Origin of the sequence: Polyangium mundeleinium, from assembly GCF_028369105.1 — a bacterium.
GTDB classification, from domain to species: domain Bacteria; phylum Myxococcota_A; class Polyangia; order Polyangiales; family Polyangiaceae; genus Polyangium; species Polyangium mundeleinium.
This window is the reverse complement of record NZ_JAQNDO010000001.1, coordinates 10797564-10811047: the sequence shown is the minus strand read 5'-3', so window position 1 is coordinate 10811047 and position 13484 is coordinate 10797564. Positions and strand designations below refer to the sequence as shown.

Genomic DNA, 13484 nt, shown 5'->3' with positions numbered 1-13484 from the left:
TACCACGCCTTCCGAGCGCGCCGAGGCTCCCTCCGGCGCGGGGAGCAGGGGTATGACACATCTTGTCCTTCCCTCTCGAGCGACGTGTGCGTCCATCGTCGGGCTCCTCCTCGCGGCGGCCGCCTGCGGCCCTGCTACCGAGAGCGAGGACGAGAGCGTCGACGTCGAGCAGGCCCTCGACGCGTTCGACGTCTCGCAGAACGAAGCGGCGCTCGTCGTCGCTGCGATCGCGCGCCTCGATCCGAAGAACGCCAATCCCGACCTCGCCGCGGTGAAAGCGGCGGCGACGGCGGGCCTCGTCTTCCGCCCCGCAGATTGCGTCACGTCGACCCGAAAAGACAACACGGTAAACTACCTGCTCGCCGGTTGCGTCGGCCCGTTCAAGACGGGGAAACTCGACGGGACGCTCGACGTCGTCTTCTCGGTCGGCGCGACGGGCCTGCACGCGCTCGCGTCCGCGCGGGATTTGCGCGCTTCGCGGGCGATCCTCGACATCGACTCCGAGGGGTTTTTCTCCCTCGACCCGGACGGCGAGACGCGTCGCCTCGTGGTCGAGGCGAGCGGGGAGGGGCAGGGACCACGGGGGCATCGAATCGAGCGCGCGGGCGAGTACACGGTCACCTGGAATGCCACGGAGAAATGCGCCACGTTCGAAGGTGACTTCGAGACCCGCGCGGGCACGCGGGTGTTCCGCACCGCGGTGAGCGACTTCGCGCGTTGCGCGGGAGAATGCCCTGCGGCCGGCGGCGAGATTGTGCACGAGAAAAAGGATCTCGGCATCAGCATCCGTATCACGTTCGACGGCAGCGCTGTGGCTTCCTGGTCGAGCTCGCGTGGCAAAAGCGGGACGATCCCGCTATTCTGCGGTGCGGGAGCATGAACGAACGAGCGCCGCGGCGCGGAGGAGAAGACCAATGAGCGAGGCGGCAGAGGAGGGCGACGTTTCGCTCGTCGAGCGGGTCCTCGCGGGGGATCGGAGCGCGGCGGACGCGCTCGTGAAGGCGCATCAGGCCGGGATTTTGCGCCTCGTCCGCCGGTACGTCCGGCGCCCCGAGGACGCCGAGGACGTCGCGCAGCGGGCCTTCCTCAATGCGTTCGAGAAACTCGCCGATTTTCGACGCGAATCGAGCTTCCGCACCTGGCTTTATCGGATCGCGGTCCACGTCGCGCTGAACCACGTCCGTGGATCCTCGCGGGAAGGCCCGCTCGCCGACATGGATGATCTGCCCGCGTTCACGAACTCCCTCGAAACGAGCCGGCTCGTCGCGGCCGAGGTATGGGGCCGCGTCGCGCAGCGCCTCGAAGAGTTGCCCCCGAAGCAGCGCCTCGCCGTCGAGCTACGCCTCTTTCACGAGCTCAGCTTCCGCGAGATCGCGGTCCTCGCCGATTGCAGCGAGGACAGCGCCAAGGTGAACTTTCACCACGGCATCAAGCGTCTGCGGGGGCTGATCCCGGATCCGAACGCCTGAGCGCGCGGGCATTTCGCCGCCTTTTCCACGCGACGAATCCCGCGCCTATTGCGCCGATCGCTGCCGAAAAGACAAAGGCCCGCGGAGCCGACACGGACGAACCACCCCCGTTCGTCCGGACCGACGGTTCGTCCTGCCGCACCCATGCAGGCGCCGCATACACCGCGCACATCCCCGCCACGTCGTCCGGATCGAGCGCGCGCCTCGCCGCGTGTCCCGGCTTGAGCCCTGCGCGCATCACGGCCGACGTTTGTCCGCTGTGCGCGAGCCCCGCCGCGTGCCCGAGCTCGTGGAGCAGCACCGTCTCCAGATCGAGCGCATCCGCCGGCACGTTGTCCGCGTCGCTCCACCGCCGCGTCGCGTCGAGCTCGATCACCACGCGCCGGATCTCGCCCGTCCACTTGTCGCTTTCGACATCCGTATGCGCCGCGATCGCCGCGCCGTGACGCCACCCCGAAATCACGGCCCGCACCTCGATCGACGCGTCTTCCCCCGCATTCGCCTCGACAAACGAACCCCCGAGCGACCCGCAAAACACGCCCGACCACGTCGCCATCGCGCGGAGCAAGGCGCCGCGGCCCCCATCGGCAAAAACCGGCACAGGTGTGGCAAGACGCACCCGTGCCGGAAGTGAAGCAAAATGCAGGCGCGCGCCGTACTCGGATCGCCCGGTTTCGTAAGCCCCGGCTGGAGGCGTGAACGAAAGAGCTACGAGCACCCCGAGGGATGCCCGGACGAACACGAATACGGCGCGCGCCCGGCTCATACGTTCATTGGCCGATCGGATCGGCCGCGTCGGCCTCGGCCGTGTCGATGTCCATCGCGCCCGACTCCTCGAGCAACGCGTCGAGCTCCGGATCCGCGTCCTGCCCGTCCACGCTCACGTCGGCCTGATCCGGCGGCGCTTCCTCGGCGAAGCCGGCGCACATCGCGAGCATCCCCTCGTCCGGGTTCATCGCGTCGTTGTTCGGGTTGTCGTCCTTGTATGCCGTGCGCAGGCCGTCCTTGTCCCAGCATTCGTGCGCCGTGCCGAGAAGCTTCGCATTCGGACCGAGCGACGCCACGGCCGCCGCCGCGCGCCCGCCTTCGCCCGCCTTCCACAGGATCCGCAGGCCGATGGCCTCCTGGCCCGGCAAATCCGGGATGGCATCGCCCACGCCCACGGCCCGGAACCGGCCGCCCACGCCCACGAGCCGCACGAGGTCGGCGCCGTAGTTGACCTTCTGCATTTGCGGGTCGTCCCGACGAACCACGTTCACGTAGGCGATACGCCGTCCGCGCTTGTCGCCCTTGTGGTTCGCGAACCAGAAATGGATCGACCCGTCCGCGCCCGGGGCATTGTAGAGATCACTCACGTTCGTCAGGTTCACGTGGAACCGCCCGCCGCCCGTCTTCGGGCCCTTCTTCACGAAAATGCCCGTGAGCAGCGGCTTCTTCGCGCCGTCCGCGGCCTTGCCCTGCACCAGGTACCGCAGCCGATCCTGCGTCGTGCGCACGACGGAGAACGTGATCTCCACGCCCTGGATCGTCTTCACCCATTGCGCGTACGCGCGGCCGTCCGCCGTCGCGCCCTTGCGCGTGGGCTCGCCCTGGGCCGCCTCCTTGATGAAGCTCAGCACGGCAGCGATGTCGCCGCGCGCCTTGTCGCCCTGCTTCTGGCCTTCGGCGAGCAGCGTCGCCGGATCCCCGATCACCTCCGCCGCCGCGGCCGCGTCCTGGTCCTGCTGGATCAGATCGCCGAGGTCGACGATCTCTTCCTGGGCGATCGGATCGACCGACGCGTCGGGGTCGGGCTCATTGCCGCCGCCGCAGCCGGCGAGCGCCAGGGCCGAAGAAAGGACGAGGCTCGAGAGCGTGTAACGAAGCCATTTCATGCCGAGATCTCTCCCTTCGATCTCCCGCGCGTGGCGGAGGATCGTCATTCGAACGAGGGCGGGCGCGCGCCCCTCCGGCGCGTTTCACACCTCGTTCGCGCTTCTAGACACCCCGGCGGGCGAAAGGGAAAATCAGCGCTTCGCGTGGACCTTCACGGCGAAGAGCCCCGGGCCGTCGCCTTCGCGGTAGCCCTCGAAGCTCGCCTCGTACTGGAAGTAACGGGCCCTCGGCACGACGAGCTGCATGTCCGTGGGCGGGCCCAGCGTGCCCGTCGGATCGACGAACCAACCGTCGCTTCCGTCCGCGCCCACGAACGGCGGATCGCCGTCCGCGCAGGCCGGGTCGTTGCACGTTCGCACGCGGAGCGCGAGCCGCGCCCCGCCGCGCCGGTAGATCGACATTACCTCGTCCGGCTCGAGCGCGCGTTTCCAGATGGCGACCTCGTCGTAGGCCCCCTCGGCTTGGAAATCGCCTTCGGACAGCGCGCCGACGCTGAAGTCGTCGCCGGTCAGGAAGATGGGGGTGTTGAACGTGGTGCCGAGCGTCGCCTCGGCGAGCCCGTCGACGTAGAGCACGACCTGGGCCTGCGCGTGCCCCTTCTTGACGGCCGCGAGGTGATGCCATTGGCCGTCGTTGATCTGGCTCGCGCCGCAGAACGGGACACCATCGGTCGGATCATCGAAGTTGGACATGAAGGTGCCTGCGGCGCGGCCCTCGGGCGAGCCCTCGCCGCAAGGTCCGAAGTCGGCCGGCGCGCAGCCGAGCCAGAGGTGCGGGCCGCTGAACCCGGCGTCGACGCCGAGGAAGACCTTGTTCCCCGAGCAATTCGACTCCGTCTTGGCCCAGAGCGCCCAGGTGAAATCCCCCTGGTTGAAATCGTAATCCCCCGAGATCGTGTCGAGCGCGAGGTACGTATTGAGTTTGTCCGCGAGGCCCTGCCCGATCGGACCCTCCTCGAACGAGAGCGTCGTGCCCACGGGCGCGGTCACGACGGCGTTGCTCTTCTGGCCGGAGGTATCCATCGTCGCCGCCCCCGAGGTCAGCGCGCCAGCGCCGTCGAGGTGGAGCAGGAGGACGTTCGCGGACATGTCCATCGACCCCTCTGCGTATCCCACCTCCTTGCCGCGGGAATCCGGCAATGCCTTCAGGTACGGCCCGGCCGGGGTCCAGGTGAACGTGGTCCAGTCGACGGGCTCGCCCGCGTCGAAGACCCGCGAGCGGAACGCTCCGTCGATCGAGTTCGTCTTCAGGCGCAATCGCGCCGCCGCCCACTCCGTGTCCGTGAACGACCCGAGCGCGAATTCACCGTCGAACGCGTCGTCCACGAATTCGAGCGTCCCGTCCGGCAGCTCGACCGGCCCGGGCCCGCTCCCGCCCCCGCTCCCCGCCGAGAGCGCGTCGAGATCGACGAGGGCCGAGCAGCCCAGCGTGAAGGAGAGGGGGACGAGCGCTGCGAAAAGATGCGTCTTCATCAGAAGGTCCCTCGAAGGCCCACGAATCCGCCGCCGATCGTCGGCGCAAACTCCAGGCGGGGCATCGCGCTTTTTTGTTCGTCGCGCGGCTTCGAGGTGAAGTACACGACCGCCGCCGCCCCCAGGATCGCGAGCGACGCGGCGGCCGTGATATCGGCGGCGAGCAATTTCGTGCGGATCGGGTCCACGTCCGCGGCCGGGCAGTTCGGCGCGCACGACGCTTCGAGGTCCGATTTTGCCGAGAGCCCGAGGAGCCCGATCACGCCGGCCGCGCCGAGCCCGAGGAGCCCCACGCCGCCGATCACGATCGGCGCGATCGGCACGCCGCTCCCCTTCGCGTCGTCGGGCGAAGGCTCCGGCGCCTTCGGCTCCTTCTTGAACGACGCCTCGATCCGCACGAGTTTGTCCCCCTCGTGCACGATCACCTTTCGGGTCACGGGCTCCGCGCCGTCCCGCTCGAAGCGCAGCACGTGCTCGCCGGGATCCATCGGCATGGCCTTCCCGTCGAGCCGATCGCGCACGAGTTTGTCCCCCTCGAACACGCGCACGTCCGCCGTCTCATCGCCCTTCTCGTCACGCGCGACGATCACCACGGTCGGCAGGCTCTTCTCGATCTCGGTGAGCCACTCGGCGCAGTCGCCGCGCACCACGCGCGGGCAGGCGTTGTCCGAGCAGACGAGCGCCGCCTCGCGCGCCTGCGCGAGCTTGCCTTCCTTGCGCAGCGACTGCGTTTGCTCGTACGACGCGACGCACTCTTTTTTCGTCGTGGCAGAGGCGGGGGCCGCGAGCGGGATCGTCGCTGCGGCGAAGAAAACAAGGGCTCGGGTCTTCACAAACACTCCGGCTTGATGCGGCGGATCCCCTTGGCGTCGATGGTGTACGGCGGGCTGCAGCCCGCCGCTTGGGGCGCCGACTTTCCGCTCGTCGTCGTCGTGGTCGTCGCGCCCGTCGGCGCGCTCTTCGCCGTCGATCGTGGCGTCGCCGTCGTCGTCGCGACGGGCGCGCTCGTGCTCGCCGTCGTCGTCTCCGGGGGCGCGGGCGTGACCGTGGGCTCGGGCGGTTTTGCAGACGCGCTCGCCGTCGTCGCCGCGCTCGTGGGCGCGACCGGCTGGATCCCCGTCGCGCGCTCCTCGCGCCCTCGATCGAGCCAGAGCACGGCGGCGCCTCCGAGCGCGACGACCAGCACGGCGGCCGCGAGGATCACGACGGATCGAGGCAACGCCACGGCTTGCGGCGCATGGGGCACGGCGATCCCCGAGACCTGCGAGGAGCGCATCGCCGACGGCATGCTCGCCGCGTCCACGCTCCCGTCGTGCGACGCGAGCGGCGGCACGTCCGTGTCCGACAGCGACGCGTTCTCGATCACTTGCACCTCGCGCGCGCGCCGCGTGATCCCCTCGGGCGCCACCTGCGCGAGCCACTCCCCGACCTCCCACGCGGGGGCCGGCGGCACCGCGGCTTCGAGCGCCATCGCCATCTCTCGCGCGGTCTGGAAACGCTCGGCCGGATCGCGCGACAGCCCTCGCATCACCACGGCTTCGAGCGGGGGCGGCACCTCGACGCCGATCTGCTTCAGCGGCGGGATCTCGTTCATCGTCACCTGCGCGATGATCGCGAGCTCGCTGTCGCCGTTGAACAGCCTGCGCACGGCGAGCATCTCCCAGAGCACGATGGCCGCGGCGAACACGTCGACGCGCCGGTCCACGCGGCTGCCGTGCTTGATCTGCTCCGGCGCCATGTACGCGTATTTCCCTTTGAGCTCGCCCTCGCGTGTCACCTGGGCGCGGCCCATCGCCTTGGCCACGCCGAAATCGAGCACGCGCGCCGTGCCGTCGGCGCCGATGATCACGTTCTGCGGCGACACGTCGCGGTGCACGATCCCGAGCGGCTCACCGCGCTCGTCGATGGCCTCGTGCGCGGCGTGAAGCCCGTGCAGCACGCTCGTCATCACGCCCGATATGATCTTCAGCGCCGGCCGCTGCGACCCGTCGCGCTCCATGTTCCGGAGCACGCGCGCGAGGCTCTCGCCGTGCACGTAGTCCATCACGAGCAAGAGCTCGCCGCCCTCGGCGATCATGTCGAGGATCGGCACCACGTTCGGGTGCTTGATCCGCGCGGCCAGGCGCGCCTCGTCGAGGAACATCGCGCAGAACTCGGGGTTCTTCGCGAACTGCGGGTGCAGCCGCTTGATCGCGACGGTCCGCGCGAACCCTGACGGCCCGAGCAGGCGCCCGAAATGGACCGTGGCCATGCCTCCCGACGCGATCTCGCCGTAGAGGGCGTACCGACCGACCTTGCGCGCGCCCGCGTGCCCTCCTGTCATGAGGTCGTCGCCACTCTAACAGACCGCGCCCTTTTGCGGCCACATCTCTTACCCACCCTTCTTCTGCCGCGCCTTCCAGGCCCAGAACGCCTTCGAGCTCGCGCCGCGCTTCCCCTTCGACTTTCCGGTCCCGCGCGCCTTCTTCTTCGGCGCCTCGTCGAGCGTGACGAACCGCGTCGGCGCCTCGCCGCCGTGTGTTTGTCCTTCCTCGGTCAGCGACACCCGCTGGAACTCGATCCACTCCCCGCCCTTCTGGAACGAGTCCGACCGCACCTCGCAGATCCCTGCGCGCACGAGCCCGTTCACCAGGTGCTCGAACGACCGCCGATCGAGCGACTCGCCAAACGTCTCGCGATGCAGCCGCCCCATCGGCTGCCCGTCCTCGTCGGCGAGCGCGTCGAGGATCTTCTGGATCGCCGCCGTTTCGGCTCGACTCGGCTCGCGGAACTTCCTCCCGACGCACCCGTCGGGCGCGCACACGTCGCACACGCCGCAGGGGCTCCCGTCGTCCTCCTGGTCGCCGAAATGCCGGACCAGGTGCAGCATCCGGCACCCGTGCCCTTCGGCGTACCGGGCGATCTTGGCCAGGTCCTCCTGCTTGTGCTTCCGCTGCGCCACGTACTCGCCGAGGAAATCTTCGCTCCCCCGCCGGATCCCCCCGTCCGCGTCGACGATCGCGCCCCCGCTGATCCAGAGCTTTTCGAGCACCTTCTCGAACTTCTCCGGATCGGACTCCACCCGCGGGGCCAAGGCCTCCTTTGTCTGCGGCCGCGTCCCGAGCGCCGCGAACAGCGCCGAGAGCAGCGCCGGCTCCGGGTAATCGCGCTCGAAGAAAAACTCGTGCGTCCGTCGATCCGTGAACGAATGCATCAGGATCGCCCGCGACGGCAACCCATCCCGCCCAGCGCGCCCGATCTCCTGGTAATACGCCTCCACGCTCCCGGGCAGCGCCAGATGGACGACGGTCCGTACGTTCGATTTGTCCACCCCCATTCCGAACGCGATCGTCGCGACCACCACCTCGAGCTCCCCGCCCAGAAATGCCGACTGGATCCGGTCCCGCGTCCCCGTCTCCATTCCTGCGTGATACGCCGCCGCCCCCAGCTCCGAGAGCTCCCGCGCCGTCTCTTCCGCGTGTTTCCGTGTCGGCGCATAGACGATCGCCGGCCGCCGCTCCTTCGGCGCCAGAAGCTTCTTCACCGCGTCCGCCCTCGCCGAAGGCGAAAGCTCGACCACCTCGATCCCGATGTTGGTCCGCCGAAACCCGTGAATGAACCGCGCTGCATCCGAGAGCCCGAGCTCCCGCGCGATATCGTCCTGCACCATCGGCGTCGCCGTCGCTGTCAGCGCCACCACCGGCGCCGGCCGGAGCGAAGGCAACCGTTGCCCCAGCATCCGATACTCCGGCCGAAAATCATGCCCCCAGTGCGAAATACAATGCGCCTCATCCACCGCGACCAGCGTCGGCTTCCGCCGGGCCAGCATCTCGGGAAACCCCGGCACCCGCAACCGCTCCGGCGCCACGAACAAAAAGTCCAATCGTCCCGCCAAATACTCGGCACAAGCCGCCCGCGAGCTCAGCCGATCCCGCCCCGAATGAATCCGCTCCGCGGCAAACCCTTGCGCCCGGAGCTTCCCCACCTGATCTTCCATCAAAGCAATGAGGGGACTCACCACCAGCGTCGTCCCCCGTCGTGCAATCCCTGGCAACTGATAACAAAGCGACTTCCCGGCCCCCGTGGGCATCACCAAAAGCACATCCTGCCCCTCGGTCACGGCCCGACAAACCGCCTCCTGATAAGGCCGAAACCCAGGAAACCCAAATCGCTCCCTTAAAATCTCCCCCAGCGTCGCGCCCGCGCGAGCCTCCCGCCGCTCCGCCAGCGGCAACTCCGCCTGCCCATTCAAACCCCGCGCTTGTCCCATACCCTTCCCCACCCCCGCCGACGCAAACGCCGCCCCCACCTTGCTCGGCACCACCCCCGGATCCACCTTCCCCTTCTTCCCCACCCCCTCCTTCTCCTTGCGTGTGCTCTTCGCGCGAGCCGCCCGTGGTTCGAGGCCGGCGGGTGCCGTGGCTTTGGAGGGCCGGGGTGGTGGGTCCTGTTGTTTGAGGGCCTGCTTTGCGGGCCCGAGTTCGGGGGAACCGCCCCGGCCCTCCAAAGCCACGGCACCCGCCGGCCGATCATCCCCATCCTGCACCGCGCCCACCACATACTTCACATACGCTTCAATCCCCCGCATGAACGCCTTCAAATCACCCTCCCCACGCGACAACCTCGCCAAACGCGCCTCCCATTCCCCGGTCATCGCGGCGCTCTTCACATGCGGATGAACCGACCCCACCAGCAGAATCCCCTTGTCCGTCGCCGCCAGACTCTTCCCCATCCGGACCACGTATTCCCGCTTGATCAGCGTCTCGATGATCGCCGCTCGTGTCGCCGGCGTCCCGAGCCCCGTGTCCTTCATCGCGTCCGACAGCTCTTTCTCCTCCACCGTCTTTCCGGCCGTCTCCATCGCCGTCAAGAGCGTCGCCTCCGTGAACCGGTTCGGCGGCTTCGTCGTCTTTTTCTCTGCTTTGGCCCCCAGCACCCGCGCCGTTTTTCCTTCCGAAAGCCCCCGCGGCAGCTTTTGCGCCTCGGCCTCCTCCTCGGCCCCTTCCGCCTCGCCCTTCTTTCGTTTTTTCGGCCCCTCTTTTGTACCGGCCCCCCCGAGGTCCAGCACCTTCCAGCCCACTTGCTCGACCACGGTCCCCGCCGATCGGAATCGATCCACCGCTTCCGGCGACGTCACTTCTGTGATCACCGTCGTCGTTCGCTCGATCAGATCATCGTGCCACGCCGCGAGCAGCCTCCGGCAGACCAGGTCGTAAAGCTTTTGCTCCTCCGACGACAGCGATCCGCGCGCCGCCGTCGTCGTCGGCACGATCGCGTGGTGGTCCGTCACCTTCGTGTCGTCCACGAACCGCCGCCCGAGTGGCCTTTGCCCCGTCCCCGGCGCCAGAAGCCCCTGGTAGTTCCCCTCGATCGCTTTCACCACCGACGGCAGCGTCTGCGCCACGTCCGTCGACAGATGCCGGCTGTCCGTGCGTGGATAACTGATCAGCTTGTGCCGCTCGTAAAGCGTTTGCGCCAGGTCGAGCGTTCGTTGCGCGCTCCACCCGAACAGCCGGTTTGCGTGCCGCTGCAGCTCCGTCAGATCGTACAGCAATGGCGGCGGGATCCGACGCGTCTCCGCCGACACCTTCGTGATCAGCGCTCGCCCCGCGCTCACCCGCCGCGTGATCCGCCCCGCCTCTTCCCCGTCCGGCGGAAGCCGCCTCGGTTTTTCCGGGCCACCTGGTTTTTCCGGGACATCCAGCAGGATCCCCTCGTACCGCCCGTCCGGCCCGTCCGGCGCTCCTTCCGGCGCGAACGTCGCCCGCACCTCCAGGTAGTCTTCCGGCACGAACGCGCGGATCGCTTGTTCTCGCTCGACCACCATCGAGAGCGTCGGCGTCTGCACCCGCCCGACCGACAGATCGTGCCCGAGCGACAGCGAGTAGGCCCGTGACAGGTTCATCCCGACGAGCCAGTCGGCTCGGCTCCGCCCGCGCGCCGCGTCTGCCAGCGCGTCGTAGTCCCGCGCGTCCCGGAGCTTCCGGAAGCCCGTGCGGATCGCGTCCGCCGTCAGCGAGGAGATCCAGAGCCTCCGCACCGGCTTCTGGCTGCCCGCGGCGTCGTAGATGTAGCGGAAGATCAGCTCGCCTTCTCGCCCGGCGTCCGTCGCGCAGACCACCCACTCCACGTCCGCGCGGAGCAGGATCTTCTTCACCACGTCGAACTGCTTGCGCGTCTCCTCCAGCACCGTCAGCGGCCAGGTCGGCGGCAGCATCGGCAGCGTGCGCAGGTCCCAGCGCTTCCAGGCCGGGTCCATCTGGTGCGGCTGCGCCAGCGCCACGAGGTGACCGATCGCCCAGGTCACCACGTAACCGGCGCCTTCGAGCGCACCTTCGCTCGCCTTGTTCGCGCCGAGCACGTGGGCGATGTCCCGGGCCACGGACGGCTTTTCGGCGACGACGGCGATGGTCATGGGCAGCGGCCCCCGGCTCGGGGGCGGCGCATCATGACAAAGGGGGCGGGGATGGGCAATCCATGCCGCGACAGACCGTGCGCTTCAGGGCGCGACCGCTGCGCAACCTGACGCCGGCGGTTCGCCCGGGAACGACGCGTTCGTCTCCGCGCATACCGATGCGGGGGTCGTGGGCGGCAGCGGCGGCAGCGCCCAGTCGCAGGGTGCGTTCGCTCGGTGGCTCGGGTGTCGCGCCAGAATATCGCAGGCGAACTTCGTCGTGCGCCGGGCGTGCGCGAGCGCGTCCTCGACCGTGCGCAGCGTGCTCTCGCCATACGCGAGCTGCTTCTGATCTCGGGGCGGCGAACGCTCGAGCTCGCCACAGGCCCGGAATGCTTCGTACTCCATCAAGAATGCCGTCAGGGCCATCCGATCCACGATGCGGATCCAGTCCTCGTGCTCCTTCGGCGTCGCGCGGAGCAGCCGCTCCATGAGCTGGAGCTCCTTTGCGAGCGGCAGCCCCCGGCAACCTCGCCGCGGCGTCTCACCTAGGCGCTGTGCTCCGCGTGACAGCGTTTTCGTACTGCCTGTTCCTGGAGGATCCGGACATACAGCTCTGGCTTCCGCGAGCCACCGCTCGATCTGTGAGGGCGTGGTTTTTGCGTTTTCCTGATCGAGGGAGGTGAGCCAATCGGTGGCGGTGCCGAGCGACGGGCCTTCTGGCGGAGGTGTCGTGGCTCGTGCCGGTGCGCATCCGACGAGCAGGCATGCGAGGACACATGCGATCGAGCGGATCCGCGTGGAATTCGTGCGCACCATGTCCGTGTACGTACACCTCCTGTGGCGTGTCCTTGGGCAGACGTCAGCAATCGCCCGACGTTTTGGACGATGGACCGCCGTCGTGGACGGGTATATTGTGCGTTCCTGACAGCCATGTTTGGGGGCGCGTCACGGTTCGCTCGCGACGCAGCCATCCAGCGTAGGAAGGGGCTTCGATGAGCAGCATTGGCATCGTGGGAGCCGGCATCGCGGGGTTGCAGCTCGGATTGTACCTCCGGAGCCGCGGCATCCCCTGCACCCTTTATACCGACCGATCGAGCGACGAGATCCGATCCTCGCGCCTGCCGAGCACCGCGGCGCTGCTCGGGTCGACGCGCGCGCGGGATCGCGAGCTCGGCACCAACCATTGGGATGACCTTCCGTTCGGATGTTTTCACGTCGACGTGCGCGTCAAAGGATTGCCCGAGCTCTCCTTGCGGGGCCGGGTGGATCCTCCTGCGCTTTTCATCGACATGCGCCTCTACCTCCCTCGGCTGCTCGAAGATTTCGAGGCGCGCGGCGGCCGCGTGATCCGCTCGGGCGTCCTCCATACGTCGAACCTCGCGCGCCTCGGCGACGCGCACGACCTCGTCGTCGTGGCGAGCGGCCGCGGCGAGCTCGGCACCGCCTTCCCGCGCGACTACCATCGTTCTCCCTGGCTCGAACCCCAGCGCCGGCTCTTCGCGGGCCTCTTTCGGGGCATCGATTTTCCGCAGGAGCTCGGCCTGCTCTTTCAGATCGTCCCGGGGCACGGCGAGATCTTCGAGAGCCAGCTCCTCACGGCGGAGGGGCCCGTCAGTTGCCTCCTGTTCGAGGCCATCCCCGGTGGCGCGCTCGACGCCCTCACGCGTGTTCCCTGCGACGACGATCCGCACGTGGTCGAGCGCCTCGTGCTCGATTTGCTGGAAGCGAACGCGCCGAGCGCCTATGCCCGCGTCGATCGGCAGACGTTTCACTTGACGAGCCCGCGCGATTGCATGCAGGCCGCGATCGTCCCGACGGCGCGGCGCGCGTATGTCGAGCTTGGCGAGGGCCGTTATGCCGTCGCGGTCGGGGATGCCTTCGCGACGCACGATCCCGTACTCTGGCAGGGCGCGAACGCGGCCTCGCGCGGGGCGTGGGCGCTCGGCGAGTCGATCGTCCAGACCCTCATCGCGGGACGTCCGTTCGATCGTCGCTTCTGCGAGGGCGTGGACGAGCGGCTCTGGTCCCTCGTCGGCCCTTCGATGGAGTGGACGAACGCCTTCCTCTCGCCGCCGCCGCCGCACACGATGGCGATCTTCTCGGCGGCGTCGCGGGACCAGCGCATCGCGGACGCGTTTGCCTCGAACTTCGACAACCCTGCCTTGCAATGGCGGATCTTCCGCGGCCCCGAGGGCGTCGACGCGTTCCTCGAGGGGTTCCGGCGCGCGAAGACCCCGCGGAGCTCGGGCGCGGTCACGGTGGCTCCGGCCTCTGCGTAGCCCTCCTGCCGCC

Annotated in this window: 10 protein-coding genes; 3 read left to right on the top strand and 7 right to left on the bottom strand. The window is 68.7% G+C overall.

Going from position 1 to position 13484, the window contains the following annotated elements; translation table 11 throughout:
- The first annotated feature begins 52 nt into the window (after positions 1–52).
- Both POL67_RS42540 and POL67_RS42535 read left to right on the top strand, forming a co-directional pair.
- Complete coding sequence (locus tag POL67_RS42540) at positions 53–880, top strand: hypothetical protein (protein ID WP_271926867.1); 828 nt, start codon at positions 53–55, stop codon at positions 878–880.
- Between the two features lie 34 nt (positions 881–914).
- Positions 915–1469: an RNA polymerase sigma factor gene (locus tag POL67_RS42535; RefSeq protein WP_271926866.1), complete on the top strand. Its 555-nt coding sequence runs from the start codon at positions 915–917 to the stop codon at positions 1467–1469.
- On the opposite strand, the gene POL67_RS42530 is transcribed toward POL67_RS42535, so the two are convergent.
- The 7 genes from POL67_RS42530 to POL67_RS42500 all read right to left on the bottom strand — a co-directional run bounded on the left by POL67_RS42530 (position 1429) and on the right by POL67_RS42500 (position 11681).
- Positions 1429–2025: a matrixin family metalloprotease gene (locus tag POL67_RS42530; protein WP_271926864.1), complete on the bottom strand. Its 597-nt coding sequence runs from the start codon at positions 2023–2025 to the stop codon at positions 1429–1431. The genes POL67_RS42535 and POL67_RS42530 overlap by 41 nt on opposite strands.
- Before the next feature lie 214 nt (positions 2026–2239).
- Entirely contained in the window at positions 2240–3343 is a 1104-nt protein-coding gene (locus tag POL67_RS42525) for a hypothetical protein (protein WP_271926862.1), read from the bottom strand.
- Between the two features lie 132 nt (positions 3344–3475).
- A complete protein-coding gene (locus POL67_RS42520) occupies positions 3476–4816 on the bottom strand; it encodes a LamG domain-containing protein (protein ID WP_271926861.1) in 1341 nt (446 codons plus the stop codon).
- A complete protein-coding gene (locus tag POL67_RS42515; RefSeq protein WP_271926860.1) occupies positions 4816–5649 on the bottom strand; it encodes a hypothetical protein in 834 nt (277 codons plus the stop codon). The genes POL67_RS42520 and POL67_RS42515 overlap by 1 nt, the downstream gene beginning before the upstream one ends.
- Complete coding sequence (locus POL67_RS42510) at positions 5646–7139, bottom strand: serine/threonine protein kinase (RefSeq protein ID WP_271926859.1); 1494 nt, start codon at positions 7137–7139, stop codon at positions 5646–5648. Before POL67_RS42510 ends, POL67_RS42515 begins: the two co-directional genes overlap by 4 nt.
- Positions 7140–7187: 48 nt before the next feature.
- Positions 7188–11210 (bottom strand): DNA topoisomerase 3, encoded by a 4023-nt coding sequence (locus tag POL67_RS42505; protein ID WP_271926857.1) that lies wholly within the window; start codon positions 11208–11210, stop codon positions 7188–7190.
- Between the two features lie 84 nt (positions 11211–11294).
- Positions 11295–11681, bottom strand: a complete 387-nt coding sequence (locus POL67_RS42500; protein ID WP_271926856.1) for a hypothetical protein — start codon at positions 11679–11681, stop codon at positions 11295–11297.
- A 503-nt stretch (positions 11682–12184) separates the two neighbouring features.
- On the opposite strand from POL67_RS42500, the gene POL67_RS42495 reads away from it, so the two are divergent.
- Positions 12185–13471: a styrene monooxygenase/indole monooxygenase family protein gene (locus tag POL67_RS42495; RefSeq protein ID WP_271926854.1), complete on the top strand. Its 1287-nt coding sequence runs from the start codon at positions 12185–12187 to the stop codon at positions 13469–13471.
- Positions 13472–13484 lie beyond the last annotated feature (13 nt).